This window comes from Pseudomonas sp. NPDC087817 (genome assembly GCF_044742875.1).
Taxonomy (GTDB): domain Bacteria; phylum Pseudomonadota; class Gammaproteobacteria; order Pseudomonadales; family Pseudomonadaceae; genus Aquipseudomonas.
Genome location: NZ_JBIUVJ010000006.1, coordinates 126,404 through 152,353, shown reverse-complemented (window position 1 = coordinate 152,353; position 25,950 = coordinate 126,404). Strand labels below are relative to the sequence as shown.

27 protein-coding genes are annotated in these 25,950 nt (G+C 54.3%); 14 read left to right on the top strand and 13 right to left on the bottom strand.

The genetic code is table 11. The features are described 5' to 3' along the window. Window positions 1–178: 178 nt before the first annotated feature. The 5 genes from ACIONG_RS08830 to ACIONG_RS08810 all read left to right on the top strand — a co-directional run bounded on the left by ACIONG_RS08830 (window position 179) and on the right by ACIONG_RS08810 (window position 5,129). A complete protein-coding gene (locus ACIONG_RS08830) occupies window positions 179–415 on the top strand; it encodes a hypothetical protein (protein ID WP_007910552.1) in 237 nt (78 codons plus the stop codon). Between the two features lie 142 nt (window positions 416–557). Next, complete coding sequence (locus ACIONG_RS08825) at window positions 558–1,619, top strand: polysaccharide biosynthesis/export family protein (protein WP_249412061.1); 1,062 nt, start codon at window positions 558–560, stop codon at window positions 1,617–1,619. 11 nt (window positions 1,620–1,630) lie between these two features. Further along, entirely contained in the window at window positions 1,631–2,296 is a 666-nt protein-coding gene (locus tag ACIONG_RS08820; protein WP_213026112.1) for a YjbF family lipoprotein, read from the top strand. Next, complete coding sequence (locus ACIONG_RS08815) at window positions 2,293–3,054, top strand: capsule biosynthesis GfcC family protein (protein WP_401298285.1); 762 nt, start codon at window positions 2,293–2,295, stop codon at window positions 3,052–3,054. The genes ACIONG_RS08820 and ACIONG_RS08815 overlap by 4 nt, the downstream gene beginning before the upstream one ends. Further along, window positions 3,051–5,129 (top strand): YjbH domain-containing protein, encoded by a 2,079-nt coding sequence (locus tag ACIONG_RS08810; protein ID WP_401298282.1) that lies wholly within the window; start codon window positions 3,051–3,053, stop codon window positions 5,127–5,129. The genes ACIONG_RS08815 and ACIONG_RS08810 overlap by 4 nt, the downstream gene beginning before the upstream one ends. Before the next feature lie 866 nt (window positions 5,130–5,995). Here ACIONG_RS08810 and ACIONG_RS08805 read toward each other — a convergent pair. The 3 genes from ACIONG_RS08805 to ACIONG_RS08795 all read right to left on the bottom strand — a co-directional run bounded on the left by ACIONG_RS08805 (window position 5,996) and on the right by ACIONG_RS08795 (window position 9,453). Next, entirely contained in the window at window positions 5,996–7,390 is a 1,395-nt protein-coding gene (locus tag ACIONG_RS08805; protein ID WP_103305105.1) for an undecaprenyl-phosphate glucose phosphotransferase, read from the bottom strand. 391 nt (window positions 7,391–7,781) lie between these two features. Beyond that, a complete protein-coding gene (locus tag ACIONG_RS08800) occupies window positions 7,782–8,441 on the bottom strand; it encodes a helix-turn-helix domain-containing protein (protein WP_315448554.1) in 660 nt (219 codons plus the stop codon). Window positions 8,442–8,712: 271 nt separating this feature from the next. Next, a complete protein-coding gene (locus ACIONG_RS08795) occupies window positions 8,713–9,453 on the bottom strand; it encodes a winged helix-turn-helix domain-containing protein (protein WP_103305107.1) in 741 nt (246 codons plus the stop codon). Window positions 9,454–9,953: 500 nt separating this feature from the next. Here ACIONG_RS08795 and ACIONG_RS08790 point away from each other — a divergent pair, with 500 nt between their 5' ends. Then, window positions 9,954–10,787: an undecaprenyl-diphosphate phosphatase gene (locus ACIONG_RS08790; RefSeq protein WP_401298277.1), complete on the top strand. Its 834-nt coding sequence runs from the start codon at window positions 9,954–9,956 to the stop codon at window positions 10,785–10,787. Here ACIONG_RS08790 and ACIONG_RS08785 read toward each other — a convergent pair whose 3' ends face one another. From ACIONG_RS08785 to ACIONG_RS08775, 3 genes are all read right to left on the bottom strand, one after another. Next, window positions 10,788–10,970: a DUF2388 domain-containing protein gene (locus ACIONG_RS08785; RefSeq protein WP_401298275.1), complete on the bottom strand. Its 183-nt coding sequence runs from the start codon at window positions 10,968–10,970 to the stop codon at window positions 10,788–10,790. A gap of 273 nt (window positions 10,971–11,243) precedes the next feature. Then, window positions 11,244–12,230, bottom strand: a complete 987-nt coding sequence (gene dusA, locus ACIONG_RS08780; protein WP_401298272.1) for a tRNA dihydrouridine(20/20a) synthase DusA — start codon at window positions 12,228–12,230, stop codon at window positions 11,244–11,246. A gap of 162 nt (window positions 12,231–12,392) precedes the next feature. Further along, window positions 12,393–13,775, bottom strand: a complete 1,383-nt coding sequence (locus ACIONG_RS08775) for a P-loop NTPase fold protein (protein WP_401298269.1) — start codon at window positions 13,773–13,775, stop codon at window positions 12,393–12,395. A 341-nt stretch (window positions 13,776–14,116) separates the two neighbouring features. On the opposite strand from ACIONG_RS08775, the gene ACIONG_RS08770 reads away from it, so the two are divergent. The 4 genes from ACIONG_RS08770 (at window position 14,117) to ACIONG_RS08755 (ending at window position 16,364) form a co-directional block, all read left to right on the top strand. Then, window positions 14,117–14,335: a hypothetical protein gene (locus tag ACIONG_RS08770; protein WP_401298266.1), complete on the top strand. Its 219-nt coding sequence runs from the start codon at window positions 14,117–14,119 to the stop codon at window positions 14,333–14,335. Window positions 14,336–14,444: 109 nt separating this feature from the next. Next, a complete protein-coding gene (locus ACIONG_RS08765; RefSeq protein WP_401298263.1) occupies window positions 14,445–14,918 on the top strand; it encodes a hypothetical protein in 474 nt (157 codons plus the stop codon). Window positions 14,919–14,995: 77 nt separating this feature from the next. Beyond that, on the top strand, window positions 14,996–15,310 hold the full coding sequence (locus ACIONG_RS08760) for a hypothetical protein (RefSeq protein ID WP_064120714.1): 315 nt from the start codon (window positions 14,996–14,998) through the stop codon (window positions 15,308–15,310). Between the two features lie 175 nt (window positions 15,311–15,485). Then, on the top strand, window positions 15,486–16,364 hold the full coding sequence (locus ACIONG_RS08755; RefSeq protein ID WP_401298260.1) for a DUF2971 domain-containing protein: 879 nt from the start codon (window positions 15,486–15,488) through the stop codon (window positions 16,362–16,364). Window positions 16,365–16,778: 414 nt separating this feature from the next. On the opposite strand, the gene ACIONG_RS08750 is transcribed toward ACIONG_RS08755, so the two are convergent. The 4 genes from ACIONG_RS08750 to ACIONG_RS08735 form a co-directional block, all read right to left on the bottom strand. After that, window positions 16,779–17,414, bottom strand: a complete 636-nt coding sequence (locus ACIONG_RS08750) for a hypothetical protein (RefSeq protein WP_064120712.1) — start codon at window positions 17,412–17,414, stop codon at window positions 16,779–16,781. A gap of 68 nt (window positions 17,415–17,482) precedes the next feature. Further along, window positions 17,483–17,845, bottom strand: coding sequence for a hypothetical protein (locus ACIONG_RS08745; RefSeq protein WP_401298257.1), 363 nt, complete (start codon window positions 17,843–17,845; stop codon window positions 17,483–17,485). Next, window positions 17,830–18,612, bottom strand: a complete 783-nt coding sequence (locus ACIONG_RS08740) for a hypothetical protein (protein WP_401298254.1) — start codon at window positions 18,610–18,612, stop codon at window positions 17,830–17,832. Before ACIONG_RS08740 ends, ACIONG_RS08745 begins: the two co-directional genes overlap by 16 nt. Window positions 18,613–18,622: 10 nt before the next feature. After that, on the bottom strand, window positions 18,623–19,168 hold the full coding sequence (locus ACIONG_RS08735; RefSeq protein WP_401298251.1) for a PAAR domain-containing protein: 546 nt from the start codon (window positions 19,166–19,168) through the stop codon (window positions 18,623–18,625). Window positions 19,169–19,631: 463 nt separating this feature from the next. On the opposite strand from ACIONG_RS08735, the gene ACIONG_RS08730 reads away from it, so the two are divergent. The 3 genes from ACIONG_RS08730 (at window position 19,632) to lepB (ending at window position 21,428) form a co-directional block, all read left to right on the top strand. Continuing rightward, window positions 19,632–19,994: a DUF6124 family protein gene (locus ACIONG_RS08730; RefSeq protein ID WP_401298248.1), complete on the top strand. Its 363-nt coding sequence runs from the start codon at window positions 19,632–19,634 to the stop codon at window positions 19,992–19,994. A gap of 147 nt (window positions 19,995–20,141) precedes the next feature. Then, window positions 20,142–20,549: a hypothetical protein gene (locus tag ACIONG_RS08725; protein ID WP_401298245.1), complete on the top strand. Its 408-nt coding sequence runs from the start codon at window positions 20,142–20,144 to the stop codon at window positions 20,547–20,549. An 81-nt stretch (window positions 20,550–20,630) separates the two neighbouring features. Next, complete coding sequence (gene lepB / locus ACIONG_RS08720; protein ID WP_401298242.1) at window positions 20,631–21,428, top strand: signal peptidase I; 798 nt, start codon at window positions 20,631–20,633, stop codon at window positions 21,426–21,428. Between the two features lie 43 nt (window positions 21,429–21,471). Here the strand turns inward: lepB and ACIONG_RS08715 are convergent, their stop codons facing one another. The 3 genes from ACIONG_RS08715 to ACIONG_RS08705 form a co-directional block, all read right to left on the bottom strand. Next, the gene (locus ACIONG_RS08715) at window positions 21,472–22,887 is read right to left on the bottom strand and encodes an amino acid permease (RefSeq protein WP_401298240.1); all 1,416 of its coding nucleotides are present in this window, start codon (window positions 22,885–22,887) and stop codon (window positions 21,472–21,474) included. Window positions 22,888–23,025: 138 nt separating this feature from the next. After that, the gene (locus ACIONG_RS08710; RefSeq protein ID WP_401298238.1) at window positions 23,026–24,078 is read right to left on the bottom strand and encodes an ornithine cyclodeaminase; all 1,053 of its coding nucleotides are present in this window, start codon (window positions 24,076–24,078) and stop codon (window positions 23,026–23,028) included. A gap of 50 nt (window positions 24,079–24,128) precedes the next feature. Then, entirely contained in the window at window positions 24,129–25,163 is a 1,035-nt protein-coding gene (locus ACIONG_RS08705; RefSeq protein ID WP_315448602.1) for a histone deacetylase family protein, read from the bottom strand. A gap of 119 nt (window positions 25,164–25,282) precedes the next feature. On the opposite strand from ACIONG_RS08705, the gene ACIONG_RS08700 reads away from it, so the two are divergent. After that, window positions 25,283–25,783: an Lrp/AsnC family transcriptional regulator gene (locus ACIONG_RS08700; protein WP_213026099.1), complete on the top strand. Its 501-nt coding sequence runs from the start codon at window positions 25,283–25,285 to the stop codon at window positions 25,781–25,783. The last annotated feature ends 167 nt before the right edge of the window (window positions 25,784–25,950 follow it).

Below are 25,950 nucleotides of genomic sequence, written 5' to 3'. Positions count from 1 at the left end.
AAATACGCTGGAAATGCCTTTTGCAAGTCCGTAGATATAAACCTGCCGTTCGACTTTTATCAGTTGGGTAAGACTGTGAAAGAACAACGGATCTTGTTCGCATTTTTCGCGGACTTGAACTCTACCACCTCTAACACACGCCGGTTTTTAACAGGATGAATGTTAGAAAGGAGTTGATATGAAAAAAGTGATGGCAGTTGCCCTGTTGACGATGTTGAGCAACTGGGCTGCCGCAGCTGAAGCGCCGCTGACAGCGGTAACCAATGTAGGTGGCAATGTAGCGGCTTCTCAAGCGCCTGCAGCCAGTACTGCAATGGTTGCCAGTGCTGTAGCGGCGTCCAACAGCGGTGGCAGTGCCAACGGCGGTACCACCGGTACGACGGGTACCACCGGTACAACCGGCACGCATAACTAACAGACGTTTTTGTTAGTGCAGTAAGGGTCGCCCGACGCAAGTCGGGTGACTTCTTTTTAGATTCGCCCTTGAATAGCGTAGTGCCATTATGACTCGTAGTTTTTCTCTTTTAATGTTGGCAAGTCTCGCTTTACAAGGTTGCATGTTTTCCCCGGGCCAATACCTGAGCACCAGTGACATCACCCGCCAAGGGGCCAGTGAAAGCAGCCGGGTCGAGCTGATCCCGATCACCCCCAAGCTGATTTCCACCACTCGCGCCACGCAAAAGCGCACGTCGGTGCCGAAGGAGCTGTTGGCGACCCCGGCCGAATATCGCATCGGCAATAACGATGTGTTGTACATCACGGTCTGGGATCACCCCGAACTGACGGCCCCGTCCGGCGCGCAACAACAGATCGATGCCAACGGCCGTCTGGTGCGTTCCGATGGCACGCTGTATTACCCGTTCATCAAGGAAGTCCAGGCCGCCGGCCGGACTATCCAGCAACTGCGCGCGGACATCGAACAGCGCCTGTCGGCGTTTATCGCCGAGCCGCAGGTAGACGTCGCCGTGCTGCGTTTCGCCAGTCAGAAAGTCGTGGTCACCGGCGCGGTTGGCAAGGCCGGCCCGCAAGCGATTTCGACCAATCCGCTGAGCGTGGTCGAGGCCCTCGGCACGGCTGGCATCGACACCAACAATGCCGACTTGTCGGGCCTGACACTGACGCGCAACGGGCGGGTCTATCCGCTCAATCTCGACTCGCTCAACCAGCAGGATTCTGAGTTGCAGGGCGTCTACCTCAAGGGTGGCGACCAGTTGTATCTGCCGTACAACGACAACAAGCGCATCTATGTGATGGGCGAGGTCAATCAGCCGCGCGCATTGAGTTTCAAGACCGCGACCATGAACCTTTCCGATGTGCTCGGTTCGGTCGGCGGCTTGAGCCAGACCACCTCCAACGGCAACGCGGTGTACGTCATTCGTGGTGTGGAAAACCTTGATGTCGAACCGGCGAAGATCTACCAGTTGAATGCCGAATCGCCGACCGCCATGGCACTCGCCACGCACTTTGAAGTACGCCCACAGGACGTCGTGTATGTCGGGCCTGCCAACGTGACGCGCTGGAACCGCTTCATCAGCCAATTGGTGCCGTCGGCATCGATTGTCGGAACCGGGGCTTCCGCAGCGAAGAACTGGAGCGAATTCAGTAACAACAGCAAATAAGGTCGCCGACTGTGAACACGTTGAAAGTTGGCGTCTGCCTGATGGCGGCCCTGTTGTTGTGTGGTTGTAACCCGCTGATGAGCGCGTCGCTGAACAACCTCAAATCGGCGGTGATCGGCCCGGATGAAGTGGACGTGACGCCGGCCCAGGTGGCCGAGGTCAATTATCCGCAGCTCAAACTGACCACGCCGTCCGGCTCCGGGGTGCTGGCGCTGGTGCGCGAGCGTGAGGACCTGCAGTTCTGGGTCGCCTCCGGCAAACAGGTTTTGCTCCTGCGCAATGGTCTCGCCGTGCGCAGCATTGGTCTGGGCCTTGAGGGCGATCTCGACGGCACGCGACTGGCGGATGACTCGCCGTTCAAATCGGGTTTGCATCAAGTTGCCGATGGCTTCACCAGCCGCCGATGGATCGATCTCTACAAGGGCCAGGAAGTCGGGGTGATCGTCAACAGTCGCTTCATCCGTCGCGCCACGGAAACCCTGGACATTCTCGACAAGGAATACACCGTGCTGCGTGTCGATGAGCAGATTGACGCCCCGGCCATCGGTCTGAGTGCGACCAATCGTTATTGGGTCGATCCGCGTGACGGATTCATCGTCAAGAGTGAGCAGCAACTGACCGCGCAATTGCGCGTGAAGATTGTGCAACTGACCCCTGATCGCAGGCACCTGCCGTGAAGCGGTTCAGGATGCTGTCGGCGTGCCTGTTGTTGATCAGCGGCATCAGCCAGGCCGCCGTCACCGTCAGCGGTGATGTCGCCAACCCCGGGCCGGTCAAGCTGCCGGCGGGTGGGCGCCTGCTCGATGTGATCAACGAAGCTGTCCCGAATGCCGAAGGTTATTGGCTGGCGGGTGTCTTGTTGCGTCAGTCATTGCTGGAAGAGCAGACGCGGCTCAAGGCTGGCGTGCTGTTCGATCTGGACGTGTTGCAACGCATGGCGGCGCTCTTCGATAGACCGAGTCGGGTGGTGCTGGCGCAACGGTTGATTGAGCAAGTGCGGGAAATGCCGGTCACCGGACGGCAGATCGCCGATCTCGACCCGGTGGCGATTGAAGTCGGCTTCGCCCGCAACATTCGGCTGGACGATGGCGATCGCCTGATCTACCCGAAACGCGTCGACGAAGTTGAGGTGCTCGGCGCTGTCGCCGAAACCTGCCATTTGCCTTATCAGCCCTTGCTGGAAGCCCGTGAATATCTGGAAAGCTGCCCGCCGCTGGACGATGCCGAGGCCGATTACCTGTGGCTGATCCAGCCCAACGGCGTCTCGCGGCGCGTCGGCATTGCCCACTGGAATCGCGAGAGCGGGCAGTTTCCGGTGGCCGGCAGCAAGATTCTGGTGCCGGTGAAAAATGATGATCTGGATCCGCCTGTCCCTGAGTTGAATCAGCAGTTGGCCGAATTGATTGCCACGCAGCTGGCCGAGGTGGTTCGTTGAAGTTACGTTTTGCAGCCGTGTTGTTATTGCCCTGTGGTCTGGCGCATGCCGAGCCGCGCATTACTCAAAATGACTTTGGTGGCAGCGGTCTGTTGCAGACGCCGACGGCACGCATGGCCCCGGCCGGCGAGTTGAGCGTCAACGCCAACCGCACCGAGCCCTACAGTCGCTACAGCGTTTCGTTGCAGCCATTGGACTGGCTCGAAGGTTCCTTTCGTTACACCGCGATCACCAACCGGCCGTACGGCTCGGAGGCCCTCAGCGGCAGCCAAAGCTATAAGGACAAGGCGGTCGACGTCAAAGTCCGGCTGTGGCAGGAGAGCCATTGGTTGCCCGATGTCGCACTGGGTTTCCGAGACGTCGGTGGTACGGGTTTGTTCTCCAGTGAGTTTTTTGTCGCCAACAAACGCTACGACAATTTCGATTTCAGCGCCGGCATTGCCTGGGGTTATCTGGGCAACCGAGGCGACATGGATAACCCGCTGGGCTATGTCAGTGATCGCTTCGATACCCGGCCCGCGCTCGAAGGCACCGGTGACGTCAACTCAGGTTCGTACTTTCGCGGCAGGCCTTCGTTGTTTGGTGGCATGAGTTATCAGACGCCTTGGGATCGCCTGAGCCTGAAACTCGAATACGAAGGCAACGATTACAAGCACGAGCCGAAGGACAACATCATCAAGCAGGACTCGCCGATCAACTTCGGCGCGGTGTTCAAAGTGGCGGATTCGGTCGACGTCAGCGCGGCGTGGGAGCGTGGCAATACGGCGATGTTCGGCATCACCTTCCACACCAACTTCGTCAGTCGCAAGGCGCCGGCGAAGACTTACGATCCAATGCCCGAGCCTTTGCCGGCGAAGATGCCAACCACCGCGATGGAGCAGGTTGACTGGGCCAACGTCTCGCAGCGTTTGCAGCAGAATGCCGGCTACAAGGTCGAGCGCATCAGCCAGCGCGATTCCGAGTTGATCGTGTATGGCGAGCAACAGCGTTATTTTCATTCGTCCAAAGCAGTGGGGCGGGCGAGCCGGATTCTCGACAACAGTGTCAACGACGACATCAACTGGTTCACCGTGGTCAACAAGCGCTACGACTTGCCGCTGGAAGAAACCAGCGTGCCGCGCCAGACCTTCCGCGAAGTGATCAACAACGAGGAGCCGCTGCAATCGCTGCACCGCACTACCGAAGTCAATCCGGCGATGCCGCACAACGAGAAAACCCTCTACACCGAAGCGCCGCAACATTTCAGTTATGCCGTCGGTCTGGGCTTCAAGCAGAACGTCGGCGGCCCGGATGGTTTGCTCTATCAATTCAGTGCCGATGCGGATGCCGAATACCGTTTCAATCGCAGCACCTGGTGGAGTGGTTTGCTCAGCGCCAACCTGATCAACAACTTCGACAAATTCACCTATGACGCACCCAGCGGTTTGCCGCGTGTGCGTACGGATTTGCGTCAGTACCTGACCGAATCCGAAGTGACCATGCCGATGTTCCAGCTCAGCCACACCGAGCAGTTGGATAAAGATCTGTATGGCATGGTTTATGGCGGTTATCTGGAATCGATGTTTGCCGGGGTCGGGGGCGAGGTGCTGTTCCGCCCGACGGGCGAGCGCTGGTCGGTGGGTGCGGATCTGAACTACGTGCGTCAGCGGGAATTCGATCAGGGGTTTGGTTTGCGCGATTACTCGGTGGTGACCGGGCATATCACCGGTTACACCGATTTGCCGTATGACACACTCGCCGCTGTCAGTGTCGGCAGGTATCTGGCCGGTGACTGGGGCGGTACGCTGGACATCTCCCGCGAGTTCTCCAACGGCGTGCGCTTCGGTGCCTGGGCGACCATCACCACGGCCGGCAGTGCCGAGTACGGGGAGGGTAGCTTCGACAAGGGCATCTACCTGTCCATCCCGTTCGACGAAATGATGAGCATGTCGACCATGCGCCGCGCCAACCTCGTGTGGGCACCGCTGACCCGTGACGGTGGCGCAAGGCTTAATCGGGGTTATCAACTGCATTCGATGACCGATAGCCGGGATGACGACATGTTCTATCGCAACTTCGAGAAGATCACCGAGTAATCCCAGTACCAAATCCAATCCCTGTGGGAGCTGGCTTGCCAGCGATGACGGCGGCACATTCAGCATCAATGTTGACTGGGCGGACGCCATCGCGGGCAAGCCCGCTCCCACAGGGGGTTTGTGTGGAGTCCGAAATCCCGGCTTATCTGCAGCTCCTTTTGTGAGCTGTGCTGTCGCCAAATCCTGGGCCACCATCAATCCCTTGTGGGAGCTGGCTTGCCAGCGATGACGACGGTCCATTCGGCATCAATGTTGACTGGGCGGACGCAATCGCGGGCAAGTCGGCCCCCACAGGGGGTTTGTGACTGGTCCAAAATTCCGGCTTATCTGCAGCTCCTTTTGTGAGCTGTGCTTTCGCCAAATCCTGGGCCACCATCAATCCCCTGTGGGAGCTGGCTTGCCAGCGATGACGGCGGTCCATTCGGCATCAATGTTGACTGGGCGGACGCAATCGCGGGCAAGCCCGCTCCCACAGTGGTGTTGTGTGGAGTCCGAAATCCCGGCTTATCTGCAGCTCCTTTTGTGAGCTGTGCTGTCGCCAAATCCCGGGCCACCATCAATCCCTTGTGGGAGCTGGCTTGCCAGCGATGACGGCGGTCCATTCGGCATCAATGTTGACTGACCTGACGCCATCGCGGGCAAGCCACGCTCCCACAGTGGTGTTGTGTCGAATCCAAAATCCTGGCCAACACACGATCCCCTGTAGGAGTGAGCCTGCTCGCGATAGCGCCCGACCAGTCGCCATCTGCATGCCTGACACACCGCCATCGCGAGCAGGCTCACTCCTACATGGCGAACCCCAAATCCGGGGCACAAAAAAGGGGACTTTCGTCCCCTTGCGGTCTTGCCTTGCGCAGCGCTGAATCTCAGTAGATATCCTTCGACAACAGCGTAAACGGTGTCTTCACCAGGATCTTCAGGTCGAGCCACAACGACCAGTTGTTGATGTACTGCAGGTCGATCTCGACACGCTTTTGCATCTTGTCGAGGGTGTCGGTCTCACCCCGGCAGCCGCTGATTTGCGCCAGTCCGGTAATGCCCGGTTTAATCCGGTGACGCGCCATGTAGGCGAGGATTTTCCCCGAGTAGAAATGGTTGTGCGCGACGGCGTGTGGACGCGGGCCAACCAGTGCCATATGCCCCTGCAGCACGTTGAACAGTTGCGGCAACTCGTCCAGCGATGTGCGGCGGATAAAGCGTCCGACGGCGGTGATGCGCGAGTCGTTGCGGCTGGCCTGTTTGACATCGCGGTCATCGTGAACACGCATCGAGCGGAACTTCCAGACCTTGATCACCTTGCCGTTCCAGCCATGGCGATCCTGCTTGAAGAACACCGGGCCAGGCGAGTTCAGTTTTACCGCCAGAGCAATGATCAGCAGCACCGGGCTCAGCAGAAGGATGGCCAGCAGCGCCACGCTTTTTTCCGCCAGGCTTTTGCTTAGTGCTGCGGTCGGTCGGCTGGTCAGCGGGCTCTCGTTCAAGTAGATCGCCGGCAGACCGTCCACGACTTTCACCGAGTGATTGAGCAGGGTCAGACTGTTCAGGTCCGGCACCCAGACAACATCCACGTTGGCACCCAGCAAGTCGACATACATGGCTTCGATTTTCGCCGCTTCCGACAGCGGCAGGGTGATGTACAAGCGGCGGATGTCGTGGGCCTTGATCAGCTCCAGCAACTGTTCCTGAGCGCCGACAACGCGTGGAGCATCGGAATCCAGGGTGGGCAGGCTACCGTTGCTGACCAATCCCACCAGCGGCAGGTTTTCGATCTGGCTGAGTTTTTTCGCCAGGCCCAATGCCAGTTCACCTGTCCCCACAATCAGGGTCTTGTGCTCGCTTTTGCGCGAACGCTGATAGAACTTCGAGAACGCATGCAGCGGCGCGTACAGCAACGCCTGACCAAGGAAGCCATAAACCGCCCAGCTCAAGATCACCTGCCGGGAAAACAGCTCATCGGCCTTGCAGACAAATGCGATGAACGCCAGCGCCGCCATGGTCATCGACCAACCCATGAACAGCCGACCCAGTCCGGTCAGGTAGTTGTCGCGTTTGCGATAAACGCCACTGAACGTATAGGCCGGTACTGAGGCCAGTACCGCTAGCGTTGCGCACATTCGGTAATAGAACGCGACGGTTCCGGTGTGCTGTTCGGCCAGTACAAACAGCAGAGCAACAATAAATCCCTGCGCCAGCGCCCATTGGCCCCAAAAGGTCAGTCCCTTGAGGCCCGTGCTTCGATTGATACTGAGAGAAAGATCCATACGATATCCCCAAAAGACGTCCATTCAGGTTTCAACAGTTGAAAGCCGAGTTGTTAGTCAGATTTATTGTTTTTGTTTTAACGAGTGTTCTGAGGTAACAACGTCGATATGCCGAACTGTCGTCAGTCAATAGACTAAGTTATTGTCGGAGAATGGTGTCTGACGAGTTCTAACAAGATGGCACATTGCCAACTTTTTAATAATTAAATACTGGCTTGTTAGAAAAGGTCGTAGAGAAGGAGGTGAATAAGTGATGTTGTATTTGTTACTGTTGAAAGGGTGGAGGCAGGGAGTTTCAATCTATCAAGGGAGGTGAGTTCAAACAGAGTGCTCTTGTTGTTTTTGTAATCGCACTGTTATCTGTTTGTTTTGTTCGCGGTGGTCGCAGTGTTTACGCGACGATGTCCTGAATGAGGCAATAACCGCGGTTTCTTACGGCACGAAATAGCCGCTCACCATTACTGGCGCTTTTGAATTTGTCTTGCAGGCGACTCAGGCACATTTCCAGACCGCGATACTGTTCGGGCTCTCGGCCAATGCTGAGGATCAAGTCATCTCGACTGACAACGCGCTCTTCATGATGGAGCATTTTCCTGACCAATGCGGTTTCCAGTCCGGTAAGACTGATCTGCACATCTTCCTTGACCAGTGCGCCTTGATCATTGTCCAGGTGCCAGGTTTCGGTGCCAGGTGTATCGCCTGTTATAGCTTGAGGCAAGTTGCTGGTTTCCCCAGTCATTGCCGGAACGCTTTGAAATGGATTCGTCGATTGTGCGGCGCGCCATTCAGACTCGAGCGTGGCCAGTATTCGCTGGGTGTCGTGTTCAATGGTGCGGGCGACGTTCTTGCGGGTGCCGCTTGGGTAAGTGAACTCCATCAGCATCGGAGCGGAAGAGGGTGAAGTAGCACCTTCAATAAACATTTGCGCCTGAGATGTGCCAAACGAATTGAAACGCTCGCTGGACAGAATGCTCTCAAGTTCACGCTGCGACGTTGTACTGTGAGTCACGACGACAAAATATTTTCTGGGGAGGGTTGTACTAGTTTCCATGTCTCTCTCCTTAACTGCGTACCAAAAATTGGCTAAAAGGTCATTCGGCAGGCGAGCAATGACTTCCTTGGAAGTAATCGACAGGCAGGGTCTGGGCCCGAAAATGGCCCTCGATAAGTTCCACTCGATCTGCTGCTATGTTGTTGAGTTTATTGTTATGGTGTCGCGCTCATTCAAGTGCTTTGTTATAGGTAGATATGAAGTACAACGAGAGCTATATGGTTGCATCAGACGATCCTTCGTTCGTATGCAAAAGGGTGGCTGCCCTTGATCAGGCAGTCGATATCAGGCCCCGCATCAGGCGATAGCCATAGCCGCGGATACTCTGAATCGCGTTTGTACCATACATGTCCTTGATTTTTCCACGCAAGCGGCTGATCGATTTCTCCAGCGCCCTCGGGTCGTAGAAATTGGTATTGAGCCCCATGATGGTGGCGATTTCATCATGGCTGAGAATGTGATTACTGGTTTGCGCAAACGCTTCGAGAATCTTCATTTCGGCAAACGAGATGTCGAGTTTCTGGCTGGTGCCCAACAGGCAAATGCGTGTGGGATCAAGCGTCAGACTGATATCGCGCTGCCATTCTTCACTGCTGAAGAACTCGCCCAGCAACTCGGCACTGTCGTCGGATAAGGTATTGAACTTGATACAGAAGTCCGCCCCGGCAAGATAGTATTTGATCTTGTTGAAGGCGCCCCGGCCAGTAATGACCGTGCAGATAATCGGTTTCAAGTTGTCGGTGCGCAGGTTCTCCACCAGCGCGAGATTATCTTCGAGGGCCTGTGGGCTGTCGATGACAATGAAGATGGCACGATACGAACCAGAGCGTTCATTCTGCTTATATGAACTAGTGAACGAATCGACTTCAAGTGCCATATCGGTTCGCACGTGCTTGGCGAGTAGCGACCTGAAGTGTTCAGCCACGCCACGGGTACGGCCCAGAGTGAGAACACCTGGTTCGTCGTTTGTCGGGCGCGGACTACTAGTCGCCAAGTTCCCTGAGAGCATCATGCATTGACTCGAATTAGGTGCTGACATCTGGATGTTAAAGCACCGGTTCTCATCTGTGACTGACAATTGGTAACATTTAAGCGGATTTTAGACGTGGCTCCCGAGTTTTCTAACAATAATTAAGCAATTCAAGCTTTTAGTTGATTTTTTCGGGAGTGTGAACTAGTCGTTAGATGGTGGCAATATGAAATTGTGCCACTATTTTGAACTCAATGCGACAGCTTTATTTGTGTCCATTGGCCACTGTCTGGCCATCCCGCATAGTGTGAGCCAGATCACACTTTATTGTCTAGATGAACTTTTTACTACTAAGTGCCTAAATTTTTTCACATTAGTTCGTAGGCGGACGTTTATTAACATGGCTTGAGTGTGTCTTTTGATAAGACGTAATCTCCTTGGCCAATAAGAACAAAAGCTCGCCGCCTTTGTATTTTTTCAGATACTCAATCCCTGAGTGTTATAAACCAGTCGCCCGCCAAGAGCGCTCTGACGGAGGATTAATGGATTTCTGGACCCTTTTCCAAGTGTTGATTTTAGGCGCGGTTGAAGGCCTCACCGAATTCTTGCCGATCTCCAGTACCGGTCACCAGATCATCGTCGCCGACCTCCTGGAGTTCGGCGGCGAACGCGCCATGGCGTTCAACATCATTATTCAACTGGGTGCCATTCTTGCCGTCGTCTGGGAGTTCCGGCCAAAGATCTGCGAAATCGTCAAAGGCCTGCCGACTCAGCGCAATGCTCAGCGTTTCACCCTCAACTTGTTGATCGCTTTTCTCCCAGCAGTGGTATTGGGCGTGTTATTCGCTGACGCGATTCATCACTACCTGTTCAACCCGATCACCGTAGCCGTCGCACTCGTCGTCGGCGGCATCATCATGTTGTGGGCCGAACAGCGTAACCATGTGATCAGCGTCGAGCATGTCGACGACATGCGCTGGTCTGACGCGTTGAAGGTCGGTTTCGTACAATGCCTGGCGATGATTCCCGGCACCTCGCGCTCCGGCTCGACCATCATCGGCGGCCTGCTGTTCGGCCTCTCGCGCAAAGCCGCCACCGAGTTCTCGTTCTTCCTGGCCATGCCGACGATGGTTGGTGCGGCGGTCTACTCCGGCTACAAGTACCGAGACCTGTTCCAGCAAAGCGATCTGCCGGTCTTCGCTCTGGGCTTCGTCACCGCATTCATCTTCGCGATGATCGCCGTGCGCGGTTTGCTCAAGTTCATCGCCAACCACAGCTACGCCGCGTTCGCCTGGTACCGGATCGCGTTTGGCTTGCTGATACTGGCGACGTGGGCTTTCGGCTGGGTGAACTGGAGCGCCGCAGCGGCAAGCTGATCACTGAGTGCTGATCAGTGCCGCGACGGCGAGGTCATTCAATTCCGAGTTGGGCAAATCCTGACGAAAATGCTGCAAGGCCGAGGTGAAATACGCGGCCTGCAGCATGCCGTCGCTGGCGAGGAAATACCGCGCCGCTTCGATTTCCTCTACCGAATACACACGTTTTTTCAGTCCGGACATGTCCGACATCCCATCGACCGTGATCATGGTCGTCGTGAAAACCAGAAAGCCGGACATCTGGGTTGATTCAAAAGGGCCATCTTCCCCATCACCGCACCCTTTCAAAAAATCGCAACTGGCGCAGGCGGTGGCAGGGACGGTAAGGAGTAAAGCGAGGAGGGTGAATCGCTTGAATAAAACACAGCTAAACGCGGGCATAAACAAAAGACATCCTGTCGGTACAACAAAACCGCGAGCAACGCTCATTCGTTGCCCGCACATTCAACGCGTCGATCAACGACCCGCCAACAACTCCGCCGCCTGATCCAGCAACGCCAACGGATCCTTTGCCTTGTGAATATCCACCGACAACAATTGCCGAAACTTGCGCGCCCCCGGAAACCCGGTGCCTAGGCCTAGCACATGCCGCGTGATGTGATGCATCGACCCACCGGCCAGCAAATGCTCGGCAATGTAAGGCCGCAACTGCGCCAACGCCTCAGCCCGGCTGATCACCGGCGCCGAACTGCCAAACAACTGCTGATCCACCTCCGCCAGCAAATACGGATTGTGATAAGCCTCACGCCCCAACATCACACCGTCGAACGTCTGCAAATGCTCATGGCAAGCCTCCATCGTCTTGATCCCGCCATTGAGCACAATCTCCAACTCCGGAAAATCCGCCTTCAGCTGCGCCGCCACGTCATAACGCAATGGCGGAATGTCGCGATTCTCCTTCGGCGACAACCCCTCCAGAATCGCAATTCGCGCATGCACGGTGAAACTCGTACACCCGGCATCGCGCACTGTGCCGACGAAATCACACAACTCCTCGTAACTGTCCCGACCGTTGATGCCGATGCGGTGCTTCACTGTTACCGGAATCGACACCGCATCGCGCATCGCCTTCACACAATCCGCCACCAGTTGCGGGTGACCCATCAGGCAGGCGCCGATCATGTTGTTTTGCACCCGATCGCTTGGGCAGCCGACGTTGAGGTTTACCTCGTCGTAACCGTGTTCCTGGGCCATGCGCGCGCAGGCGGCCAGATCCAACGGAACGCTACCGCCTAACTGCAGCGCGAGAGGGTGCTCGGCTTCGTTGTGACGGAGGAAACGTTCGTGATCGCCGTTGAGGAGAGCGCCGGTGGTGACCATTTCGGTGTAGAGCAGGGCGTTCTTCGACAGGAGGCGTAGGAAGAAACGGCAATGGCGGTCAGTCCAATCCATCATCGGGGCGACGGAGAAGCGGCGGGAGAGTGGGGCGGGTTGTAGAGGCATTTGGGGGATCTGAATCAGAGGGGCGAAGGTTGGGCAGTTTATCAGGATTGGGATAGGACGGAGGTTTATGCGTCGTTACTGCGTGCTCTGGCTTGCGGATGAGGCGAGACGAATCGACTGAATATTGTGGTCTGGCCCTTTTTGCAATCTGAGGCTATCTATCTAAGTTAGTTGAGCTGAAAGCTTGGCGACATCAAAGTACCTAGTGTAAAGAATGGGGTTCTGCATTACATCGAGTGCAACCAAACCCGGTAGACCTCCACCGTTTGCTAAATCCATTAACGTCCGGCCGGTTAAACTCAACGCTCTAAAATAAGCTCTAGCTAAGTCGTGAACCGATACATTAGATACGCCAGTATATAAAGTCTTACTTGCTGGGTATTTAGTGTTTATTTCCTTCCAGAACTCTGAGTCTGTGTGGTATGAGTCGTATGGCTGCACAACTCCAATGTCTGAGTGAACCAGAAATAACAAGTATGCACAAAAGAAAAAGTCCCAGCCGCCTTCATTAAAATAGCCATTAAAGCTGTGGATTCTTTTAAGAATGGCTTCTAAGTCTCGTATCTGATAGTTGAAGGCAGTTGTCAGCGCTTTGAATATAATCTGGTGCGGATTTAGTTTTTCGCTAAGCATCGTTGTTGAGATTGTCTCAACGAAGTCTCTCATTCCATATGAAGACGTATCAAGATTTTTTACAAAAATCCTGTAATTGTTAAATGGGGGGCAGATCTCACTTCTGATATGCGTAGCGAGCCAGTTGTCAAGCTGGGTGTTATCCAGTTTGAAAGTCGAGTCAAAAAATCTTTTAAGATACCGCTTAGAAGCGAATCCAGTACCGTAGACAGCACAAATCGAATGCGCCAACTGGTCGGTGTCGGTCGCTATTACGAATCTGCATCCTTCGATCGCAAAAAAATGTTTGACCCGCTCGAGCAGTTCTATTGCATATGTAGGACGACAACGGTCCAGCTCATCGATAAAAATAAAAACTGGCCTTCCATTGCTCTTACTGCTCACCGATTTGAATAGTTCTGTAAGTGATTCACGAAAGTGCTCAACTGCGTTTAGTGCTTCGTGATTTTTGTTTAAGATCTTCTCTACGAATTTTTCCGCTGCCTCAGCACTAGCTTCTCCGTCTAAAACATCTAGAAAGTCTTCGCCGAGATGCTTCTTAGCTGCGGCCTTGATAATCGACGGAGCAATGGCGATAGCTAATTCTCCCGCTCTTTTCGTGAATTCCTTCACTTTTTTCTTTACTGAGGCAGGCGTTCCACCCTGGGTGGAAATTTGATCGCGAATTACGGATACGAGTGACAGGAGAGGGTCGCCCAAGAAATCATTTTCCCAAGCATTGAAATAAACAACAGGTCGCTGGTTTTCCTGTAAGAGCTGTAATTTCCAGTTTTTTAGAAAATAAGTTTTACCGGCTCCCCAAGGAGAGTCAAGATTCAGTACGCGACAGATATTTTCATCCAGATAGTTGGATAGAAAGTCTGCACGCACTTTACGATCTAACAGGTCGTCGCTCCAAGCCATCTCGCTCATAAATGCCCTTATATGTAGATGAAATGCTCTTCACGAGCCCATACGTATTTCCAGTACAAACACTATAGGAGACCCTTACCCTTCTTGGGGAAAAAATTAGGAAAACAGACTCAATGCCAATACGGGATCAAAGACAGTGGTTGGGTCGCTTTTAACCGATCGCGATTTTTGAAGACCAGTACATTGAATTCCAGCCTATGTTCAATCGGCCCCCACACCTGGCCCGGTGTGGGGGCCTTTTTCTGGCAGCGTGGAACCCACTCCCTACTGTGCTGGTCTACCATTCCCTCACTGTCTGGTCGATGCATTCAGGCCACTTCTTCGAACAGGGAACAACGTTCATGTCGTACGTCTATGAGGGCTTAACTACAGTCGCCGTGATCGCCCACTACCAAGGGCTGGCACCGATTGAGCTGACGACGCTCGAATGTCCTGTGCGTTTGAGCGATGCCGGCGCTGGGCGCGTACGTATTGAACTGCAGCAGTATCTACAAGGATCCAAGGCGGCCAACCTGCTTCGGATGGTCCTACCTGACGGCACCTGGTGCAGGGGCCAATGATCGACGGCTGCAATGAACCGGGCGGCGGCTGGCTGCTGGTCAATGTCGGGCAATTCGAGCTGACGCCAGAGCCGTCGGCGAACACCAACGGTTGGAAATGGGAGTAAGCATGGCCGATACGTTGGCGGCTCTGAACCTGCCGAACGCGGTGGAGGTGCAGACCCTGAAACTGCTAAACCAAATTGCCTTGGCGCACACGGCGGACGATCTGTTTCGCGCCAGTGATCGTGCCGAAGGTTTTGTGCTGGGTCTGGAGGCGGTCAAGGTGCTCAACGCGGCCAGTATCGAAGGCTTGTATAGACTTTCGAAGCAGCCGCCACGGCGCGGCGTCAGGAGCACGAACTTTGATCGGCGAAGGCATTCACGAGGCAGTGTTGCTAACTCTGATCGAGCTGCGCGTTATGGTCGATTATCTGTAGAGGCGGATTGTTTTAGGGCAAATTTAGGGCAAGGGCAAATTGTGGGCCGGAATAGGCCGCGCTATGCCATCAATCAATGGGTATCACTCCTGATTTACTGGCCTGAAGCGGTCTGTGCGGACGTAGGCAGGGGTTCGAATCCCTATCCTTCTTCCTGGCCCTAGCAGTGGGAGAATAGAAAGTATCCACTGTTGTCTGTCCTGATCTACGCTATTCGGCCTCAACCCTAGGAAGTGCCTATATGTCCCTGCCGCAAACCCCGACCTACCAGCAGCGCCTCGCCGAACTGCCCCTCGACGTGGCTGTGCTTACCTCCGATATCGCCGCCGCCTTGCGCCCGGAACAGCAACCGCTACCCCCGGAGGATCTGGAACGTGTGCTGTTCGAGCATGCGAATGCCGTAGCGCAGAAAATCCCTTCCTGTGCCACCCGTCTAGCCGTATGGCTCAACATCCTGGCCGACGCCAAGTTACAGGCCCTGGAGCCCCGCGAGGTGGCAGCCTTCGTTAACACGGCGGCCAAATTGGGCGGTCCGTCCAGCGTGGCACCGGCATAGGCGTCCGATACGCTAACATAGCGCCTTGAAGTTTTTCCCTATGTTGCACTAGCCCTGCCCATGCCTTGGATTAACAGGTGTGACCGAAAGTTAGAACTGCATGGATGTCAGTAAGCGCTAAACGACTTGATAGTGGTGAGCTGTTTTTGTGTGTGTGATTTCAGGAGAATCGACTGTGCCTGACGCTTTCTATAAATATATGAGTTTAAGTACGGCAAAAATAGTTCTCGAGAATCAAACTCTTCGCTGGACGACCCCCGCGACTCTAAATGATCCTTATGATATCCAATTTGATTTAAGGGTGGGTTTCAATAGAAATAAGGTGATGCAGGACGCGCTAGAAAAAACTTGGAAGGTTTATACGGGAGAGTATGTAGGTGCGGAGGGCAACGGCATGAACGCCGTAATTCAAGCGTTTCGCGAAGTCTGCCCAAGCATGACGAAAAATTTTTTTATTAAGGGGTTGGCCGAAGGTATCGCTGAATCCTTTAAAGTTTTGGATGAGGGGATCACTGAAGTAAATAACTTTGCCCGACGCTGTCTCTCTACTTCTAAAATATTATGCTTGACTGATTCGCCGAAAAATCAACTTATGTGGGCCTACTACGCAGACAGTAACAAAGGCGCTGTACTCAAGTTCGAGCAAGAACATGGCGCCGATAGTCCGTACTCCACAGCGAAGCCTGTAAAATATCGAGAGGAAATTCCGAGTCTGTTCAGTGAAGATGAACTCTCAGACTTTTTAGCTGGGTTGATAAGATTCGACCAGCAAAGAAGAGTCGATGACCTGATTTATACTAAGTCTGATGCTTGGGCTCATGAAAGGGAATGGCGTATTTATTCGGGCGATGGGCGTGATAAATTGGCGCCGCACGAAGATGTTAAGTTTGGGAGTAAGGAGTTGACTGCCGTTATACTTGGTTGCCGAATGCCAGAGGCTGATCGTGTCGATTTAGCTGGTTTAGTAAAACGCTCGTATCCTCATGCCGAAATTTTACAGGCAGCCACCATGAATCATAAATATCAGCTTGAACTTAAAAAAACCGAGTACTGATCTCTTCAAAATAGGGTGAAAATTGCGCAATTAATCACCACGCATGGCGTCGGCTCCTATCGAGAAAAAGTACAAGCCATAGTACCGGCAGTGCCCGCGTCAGGCAGTGATTGCAGCTTGCTTAGAAATTGCTACAAAGCGAAGAGGTTACAGCGGGATAGCCAAGCAGATTGGCACCTTGGTGGATGGCTACGCCCAATCCATCATCGGTGCGACGGAGAAGCGGCGGGAGAGTGGGGCGAGTTGTAGAGGCATTGGGGGAATCTGGATCAGAGGGGCGAAGGCGAGGGAGTTTATCAGAAATGGGGTTGGGCAAAATCTCAAGTGTTGCAATTGTGTAGTTACATTCGCTGATGGGGCTGACACTGAATGTCTGAGTATGGTGGTCTGCCCCATTTTTTTATAACTGTGTAGTTAAGGGAGGTTAATCCAGTTTTTACTGGCAATGGAGTTGATTATTGGAAAGCTGTAGGTTTTCATGTTGGGGTATTTCTGTTTTGCATCTGTAATAAGTTCGTTAAGTGGTTTCTTAAAGGATGAGAGTACTTTGATGAAGTCCCATACGACTTTTTCGTCGACAGCTTGATGTGGTGTGTTATGTATGGTTAGTAATATTCGCTGCAGAGCGTATTTCGGAATTGTGTTTTGTAAAATGGCAAATAAGTTAATGGCGGTGTAAAGCTCTTGGTTTATCGCGGGTGTCGGAGTGCTTGTCTGGCATGAGGTGGATGTAGTGGTATTGCTGGAAATTGTTCTGGTTGTGGGTATTGAGAGGTGTTGAATCGGGTCGATGAGCGCAGGAAGCTCTTGTTTTATTATTTTTAGAAAGCTTTGTGCGCAGCTTTTTCCTACTGAAAAAAATCCTTCGTCTTTTGCGACTGTTTTGCTCTGGTAGTGAAAAATAGTGTGCTCGCCCTCAAGCTCCCTGCAGCACCCTTGAATTGTTTTGCCAGGCATTAACGCAATTCTCGAGATGACATTTATAGTGTATGTGCTGCAGATTTTGTTCTTTTTTGCGTCGCCTGTGCAGTTGTCTGTCAGATGAGTCATTTATTGATCCTTTCGCTTGTTGTAGGTGAGTCTGAAATATCTGGATTTTGCGCTTTGTGCGAGGCAATTTACTTTTGATATTGTTTGCTGATTTCCTTCCAGATGTAGCCGTATCTAAATTCCAGCCAGCGAATTAGTAGTTTGTCTCTTTGTCGTCGAAAATAGCTGCTTTCTCGAGCTTTTAATGTTTTTTCTATATCGGATTTGAGGTTTTCTAAATTGAAGGCAGACCATATTATTGGAATGACAGTTTCAAGATTGGTATGACAGACTGGCGCAACCTCATGATAAAGAATTCGTTTTATTTCTTCTGGGTCGTAGTCTTCGGTCTGACGTGCAATCGCTTCGTAATCAACCTCTGTATCAACAAAAGCGTCGGATAGCGCCCAATAAACGTAAGCGAGTTCCTCATCCGTCATTGAACGTCCCATGTCAAAAACTCCTCCAGTTCCTCATCAAAACTATCTGCCACATAGTCGCCGAGGATGCCTCCTGCTACGCTTCCCGCAATCACAACAGCGATTGCGCAAACTGGGGCGGCGGGAACGCACAGCATTGAGATACTCAGTCCAGCCAACGCGCCACCGGCGGCACCGCCACCTAGAATAATCCCTTGGCGACCCGCTTCTTTAGTTTTGTTGTCAGCTTTGTAGATTTCTGAGGCTGCGAAGGCAGCGGTGATGATCCAGGCGACTTTTCCCGTAACCTTCATCATCTTTGTGCCACGAGTCACTTTTGCGTTGTCTACCCCCGATTTTTTCAGGATCAGATAATGGACTTTAGATTTTTCTAAATCGGTCAAAAGGTCAAATTTTTTCTTGAATAATGAGTGGGCGTACTTATCTAGAGTGGTTTGCAATGTTGGGCCGTTGAGCTTGATGTATTCAGCAACAGCAACGCCTTGAGCGGAAGTGAATTTTCGATGTTCGCTCATGATGTTGTTACGCATTTCTTGGCAATATGCGACGCCATCCTTTGCGGAAACATTTCCTGCCAAGACTTCGCTCTCAACAAGTCGAGACATTTCCTTGATCTTGCTCTGATATTTCAATCGAGTGTCGGCGTCCTTGATAGCGTCAGTGGCAAAGCGTGCTGCTGCACCTTCCATCCCAGCAATCGCCATTTCTAGAGGCGAGCTATGTAGGTCGTGCTCTCTTTTCAAGACGTAACTGCCCGTGATGAGCATGGGTTCTGTCATGAGATGTTCCTTATCTCTGAATTTTGCCGAGAATAGTTTCTAGAAGGGACGGGCCGTTTTGGAGCTCATCAGTTCCGTAATCGATCGCGGTACAGGCTTTACCCGTTGGGTTGGAAAATTTCACGGTGTTTTTAGCGTCGAACACGCCTTGCATCTTCGACCCATCTTCAAAATGAGCTACGCAAGAAAGTCCTTCGTAACTTTCGGCAGCCGAGATCTTGAAACCAATCCAGTTTCCATGAACGATCATCGGGATAGGCGGGATAAAGGACGCAGGTGTATGCGAGTTACCAATGATCACTGTACCTGAGCCGCCAATGACAACGTCGCCATGACTTCCGGTAGTGCCAACAAGCGCAGCATTCTTGCCATTGATAAATACCGTGCCAGACACAGCTGAGGATAGTGCACTGCCACAGGTGCAAGTGTCGTCCTTTCGAGCAGCTGCCAGCCCATCAAAAAATACGTCGGGGGACCCGGAGGCGATGGCTTTCGCGCCGTGCCCGGGCATGGGGCAACTGGTGGGATCGGTAATGCGTGCGGCTGGCTTTGCCATGTTTGACTTCCTGTCATCGAATTAACCGTTGCGACTGTATCAGACTTACTTTGCTCGATGTCTGACGGCGAGGCGCTCGGATTTTCGTGAATTTAAACAGCAAAGGCTGCGCTTGTTTAAGTAAGTTGAGGCGGTGACGTCCAAGACCTACAACACCTTGCGCCACCCCCTACACGTAAGACAGAATCCGCCGGCTTGTGCGTCTAGCACGTAGGTTCTATCGTCCCCACATCACTGAAACCCAGTGATCGGGTTTGGTAGCCCGCTTCGTGTCTAGATGCATTGCATCACCAATTTCAGTCGCTTCCCCAGGACTCGGATTTCATGGTGGTCATGCGTGGGGCCCATTCGTGGGCGCCGGGTTCTAGTGCGACCGGTCTACCAACCCGCGTATGGCCGCCACCCATTCGTTTGGTAGCGAGGGTGGTGGCTCCTTTTAGTAATCGCGCTAGAGGTTCCATCTATGTTCAAGGTCACGCCCAACCCGCCAGAAACCGATCCGGCATCCCCGTACCAATCCCCCAATTCCAAAAAACTCCACGAAGCCGCCGAGCGCGCGCTTGATCATTATCTGCTGCCCGCCAGCCACATCATGTCCAGCGTCAACGAGCCTGAGCGCATGTACCTCGCCAACCCGAAGTACGACTCGGAATCCCTGCTGGCCAACGCCAGTGAAACGCTGAGTTCCGCCTCCGAAATGCTCAACAATTTCGCTGCGACGCTGGAGCCCGCGCATCGCAAAACCGCGCTGGGCATTGCGCAGGTGGTGATGCTGGGTGAGTTGGCGGTGAATCAGGCGTTGGATAACGTTGAGGTGAAGGCGTAAATCAGCTTCCTTTGTGGCGAACGGCTCAGCCGTTGCCACGGAGGGGCTGTTGGCGCTGAGTAAAGCCGCCGGGAGGAGGGCGGGCAAATGGACAGGGTGATGGCTATTTAGTAGCATGCCGCGCCTTTACTCAGGAGTCGCCGCATCATGGAAGCTACATTGTCGCAAGCTTGGTACAACACGCGTCCCGCCGTTGTCTTCATGGCCGTTTTTTATTGCTTTGTCGTATTGATTCAGGCCGGCCTGTGGGTGGCTCATGACGGGTTTCAGCAAGCGCGGGAAGGGGATATTTCGTTGCTGATGTTGCTGAATATTTGTGTAGTGGCGTTGTTGATGTTTGTCGGCGGCTTATTGCTGTTGGCGAGAAAGAAGATCAGTTCTCTGTGCTTTATTCTCGCGTTGATTCTGGGGATTGCCTTCTCTCTGTCGCAAATGAACAGCGGTTCGGTTGTGCATTTGCTTACCCTGCCAATGTTCAAAGAATATGCACTGGTGTTTGGTATCTGGGTGTACAGCCTGCAATTGCGTACGACGGGTTATTTTTCCGCTCGATGAGGCCATCCGTATTGCCCGTAGTGCCCTAGTGGCTGAATAGGCCGGGCGCTTGAGTGTCAGCTATTTACGTGAAGAGAATTTATGTCTGCTCCTGATAAGCCGAAGCTGCCGCTACAAGCATTTGTGATGTCGTGCCTGGTGGCCGGCTGGGGTCTGGTGTATGCCGGTCAGGTGAAGTGGGCGGTGCGTGTTGCCGCTTTGCTTTATCTGGGGGTGATTCTACTCGGTGTCTGCGGGGTGCCTGCCACGCCATTCGGCCTGTATGTCTTCGCTACGTTTATTGTCGTGGTGAAACTCGGCTCGGCCGCGGCAGCAGCAATATCGGTACGCAGAAGCGACCGTTCGGCGGCGAGTCCCAGCACCCGTTTCCATGTGCTTTACGTGGTGGCGCTGGTCATCCTCACGCTGGTGCTTTTCGGACCATTGCGAGGCCCGACACTGGGGTTCAAAACTTACTTGATCCCTTCCGGCTCGATGGTTCCGACCCTTTCGATCGGTGACTATATCGTCACCAAAATGCGCATCGACGCGCCGCAGGTGGGCGACATTGTGACTTATCGCTACAACGGCTCGGAGGCGGTCAAACGTGTGGCGGCTGTGGGTGGCGATACCTTGTCGATTGTTGACGGTAAGGTCATTCGCAACGGCGAAAACATGGGGCTGTTCTTTGCGCCGCCAGAGCGCGTGAAGGATCCTCGTTATCTGCAAACGCCGCAGACGGTGGTCGAGAAAGACCATGTTTATCTGCTCGGTGATAACCGCGATGTCAGTAACGACAGCCGCTTCATGGGCCAGGTCGCAGTCGAAGACATTACTGGCAAAGTCACCGGAATCTGGTTTTCATCCGATCGATCGAGGATTGGCACAGTCTTTCACTGAGAACAAAAGCCGTCACTCCAGGTGACGGCTTTCGCTTGCAGATCTAGCCAAACTGACTAGCCGACTCAACCGCAGATTTCGGCTTCCTCAACCGCGTCAACTGGTAAGCAATCGCCAACCAGACAAACCACCCCGGCATGACCATCAGCGCAATCCGCGTGTCAGGCCGCAACGCCAGCAATCCCAGCACGAACCCCAGAAACGCCAACGAGAACCAAGCCATCGGTACACCTCCGGGCATCTTGTAAGTCGACTTCGCATGCAGGTCCGGACGTTTTTTCCGGTAGGCGATGTACGACGCAAGAATGGTCGACCAAGTGAAAATCACCAGAATCGCCGACACGGTGGAGACGATGGTGAAGGCGGTCATGACTTCCGGCACGATAAACAGCACCAATACACCCACCAGCATCAACAGCGTGGTGAATGCCAGGCTCAGCAGCGGCACGCTGTTGCTCGACAGTCGGCGGAATATACCCGGAGCGTTGTCCTGATTGGCCAGCCCGAACAGCATGCGGCTCGATGAGAACACGCCGCTGTTGGCCGATGATGCCGCTGACGTCAGGACCACGAAGTTGACGATGCCGGCCGCTGCGGGAAACCCGGCGACGAGGAACAGTTCGACGAAGGGGCTCTTGACGGGGGAGACCTGTTGCCACGAGGTCACGGCAATAATGCAGGTCAGCGCCAGCACGTAGAACAGGATGATCCGCAGCGGAATGGAGTTGATTGCTTTGGGCAGGGTTTTCTCCGGCGATCGGGTTTCAGCGGCGGCGGTGCCGATCAGCTCGGTGCCGGCGAAGGAGAAAATCGCCATTTGAAATCCGGCGAAGAAACCGAACAAGCCGTTAGGGAACGCAGCCTGTTTGTCCACCAGGTGACTCAGGGACGCGGTGACGCCACTTGGCGAGACGAAGGAGCTGGCGATCAGCACGGTACTGACGCCGATCAGGGTTACAACGGCAATGATCTTGATGATCGCGAACCAGAATTCCACTTCACCGAACAGTCTGACCGTCAGCACGTTTAGCGCGAACAGGGTTGCCAGCATGCCGACGGCGGGTATCCACGCCGGTACGTCGGGGAACCAGTACTGGAAGAATCCGCCGACCACGACGGCATCGCCGATCACCGCCACGCTCCAGCTCAGCCAATACGACCAGCCGAGAAAGAATGCCGCGCGCGGGCCGAGGTAGGCACCGGCGAAGTCGGCAAAGGTTTTGAAGTTGAGGTTGGACAGGAGCATTTCGCCCATGGCGCGCATGACGAAAAACACGAACAGTCCGATGATCATGTAGATGAAGATGATCGACGTCCCGGAGAGGGCGATGATCTTTCCGGAGCCCATGAACAGGCCGGTCCCGATGGCGCCGCCCATGGCCATTAACTGGATGTGACGATTGCTCAGCGTGCGCTGCAGCGCGGGCTGTTCAAGCAGCCCGGAAGGGTTCGATTTCATTGCAAAACCTCTTGATTTTATGTTTTTGAGTTTTGGCAGAAAGTAGGTGGCGAGCGTTCTTGTTAGAGAGGCAGCGGCTAATCACAGCTGTGCCTGGAGGGTGAATGGCCGCCTCGTAAATGAGGCGGCGATTACCAATCAACCGACGGTACGCAGACGCGAGGCTTTGGCCGGTTGCGGATCGAGCAGTTGGAAAAGGTTTTTGATGTTGGCCGGCGTCGGCACCAGGTGGATGCGCTGGCCGATTTGTTGCGCCTGAGCCAGATCTTTCAAGTAGCGCAGTGACGAAAAGTCTTCCAGGGCAAAACCCACCGAATCGAACACCGTCACCTGCGTATCGTTTTCGCGTCCGGCCACTTCGCCCTGCACAATCCGGAAGAATTCGATCACCGGGGAATCGGCTTCCAGTTGCTGAATGTCGCCTTCAATGCGGGTTTGCGGCTCGAACTCGATGATGACCCGGGCGTTGCGCAGGATGTCGGCGTGCAGTTCGGTTTTGCCCGGACAGTCACCGCCGACCGCGTTGATGTGCATGCCGGGCTCGATCATTTCGGGCGTCAGAATGGTTGCGTAGGCTTTGTCGGCGGTGACCGTGGTGACGATGTCCGCACCCTTGACCGCGTCCTTCACCGAGCTGGCCAGAATGACCTCGATGTCCGGGAACGCCGCGAGGTTGTGCTTCAACTTGAGTGACGCATCGCGATCAATATCGAAGATGCGGATTTCGCTGATGCCCAACATTTCATGAAAGGCCAGTGCCTGGAATTCACTTTGCGCTCCATTGCCGATGAGGGCCATCGAGGTCGCACCGGGGCGAGCCAGCGATTTCGCGACTAGCGCGGAGGTTGCGGCGGTGCGCACGGCGGTGGTCAGGGTCAGTTCGCTGAGCAGGGTGGGGTAGCCGCTCTGCACATCCGCCAGAAGCCCGAAGGCCATGACCGTGAGCAAATTCTGCTGGCCGTTGTTCGGGTGGCCATTGACGTATTTGAACGAGTACTGCTGGCCGTCGTCGGTGGGCATCAATTCGATCACGCCGTCTGCCGAGTGATTGGCCGTGCGCGGCGATTTATCAAACTGCGCCCAGCGTGCGTAGTCCGCTTCGATGTAGCCGGCCATTTCGCGGAGGGCGCGGCGGATACCGACTTGGGTGAACAGGCGTGCAGCATCATCGACATCAATAAAAAGCGTCATGTATTTGTTCTCCGATCCAGACATTGAAAGGCTGTAGAGCGCGGGGTGGCTCAGCTGCGTTTGCTCTCGAAACCGTGCAGCACGTTGACCGCATTGATGCCGATTTCATCAACCATGTAGCCGCCCTCCATGACGAACAGGGTCGGGCAGCCGACGCTGGCGATCAGTTCACCGATGCCGATGAAATCCTCGCTTTCCAGCAGGAAGTGGCTGATGGGATCGTCCTTGAACGTGTCGACACCGAGGGAAATCACCAGCACCTCAGGCGCGAACTGCTGGAGTTTTTTGCAGGCGTGGAGCAAGGCGTTGCGGTAACTCTCCCAAGTGGTGTTTTTCGGCAGGGGATAGTTGAGGTTGTAACCCTCGCCGACACCCGCGCCGACTTCGTGGCTGTACCCGGAGAAATACGGGTAGGACACCGCCGGTTCGCCGTGCAGCGACACGAACATGACGTCGCTGCGCTGGTAAAAGATGTTTTGCGTGCCGTTGCCGTGATGGAAGTCGACGTCCAGCACCGCGACACGTTTGGCGCCTTGGGTGATGGCTTGTTGCGCGGCAATGGCGGCGTTGTTGAGGTAGCAATAACCGCCCATGTATTCGCGCGCGGCGTGATGACCGGGCGGGCGGCACAGGGCGAAGGCGCTGTCGTGGCCTTCATCAAGCAGGGCCAGGCCAGTGAGGGCGATGTCGGCGCTGGTTTTCACCGCTTGCCAGGTCGTCGCGGTGATCGGCGAACCGGCGTCCATGGCATAGAAACCGAGCTTGCCGTCGATGAACGTTGGCACCTCTTCGCCGGCCAGATCGCGCACCGGCCAGACCAGTGGCAAGGCGTCGTGAGTGCGACCGGTTGCGCACCATTCGCTCCAGGCAGTTTCCAGAAAACTGACGTAGCGCTCGCTGTGCGCGTTGACGTAGCACGAGCGATCAAACGCGCGCGGTTCGACGATCTGGCCAAGGCCGACCTGTTTCACGCGATTGTGCACGGTGTCGGCGCGACTCGGTTGTTCGAACGAGGGCTTGAGCACGCCGTCTTTCAATTCGGTGCCGTGGTGCAACCGGTGGGAATCACTGAAAACTGTAAACATTCTGCGCATCCGTTAATGTGAGCCAGTGCAAATATTCTGTTCCGGCTTGGCTGCGCTTTCTTTGCTTTGTGTTCGTGATTCAGTCGATTATTCGGGCGTTTTTACTCAGGAATGGTGTCATGCAGAAAAAAATATCCAAACGCATTAGCCTCGACGAGACCGACCTGGCGATTCTTGAGTTATTGCAGGAGGACGCCAGTATTTCCAACGCTGAACTCAGTGAACGGCTTTCGCTGAGCCTTACGCCGTGCTGGCGGCGGCGCAAGCGCATGGAGGAGGCCGGGGTCATCAAGGGCTATCAGGCCAATCTGGATCGGCGAATGCTCGGGCTGGATATCATGGCGTTCGTGCACATTCGTTTTTCCACCCACGCCGATCACGCGCCTGACGCCTTCGAGGCGGTGATTGCGCAATTGCCGGAGGTGGTGGCCTGTCACAAGATCACTGGCGATGCCGATTATGTGTTGCAGGTATTGGCGGAGGATCTTGATAGCTACAGCGACTTTATCGAGCAGGTGCTCCGGCGTCAGGTGGGGATTGCTTCCATTCAGTCCAGCCTGGCATTGCGCGAGGTCAAGACCGGTAGTCGTATCGCGATTCCCAAGCCGGCAAAGGATTGAGTCGCCAGGCTTTTGAATCCGCATTTTCAGCTGCGTTTTGCGCCAGTAGCGATGTGCCATAAATCGTGATGGCAATGCGTCATCACGCTGCTCAAAAAGTTCAACGGTTATACAAAAATATAAAGTTGTACAAGTTTTCGTAAAATTTATAGCATCCCTCCAGACAC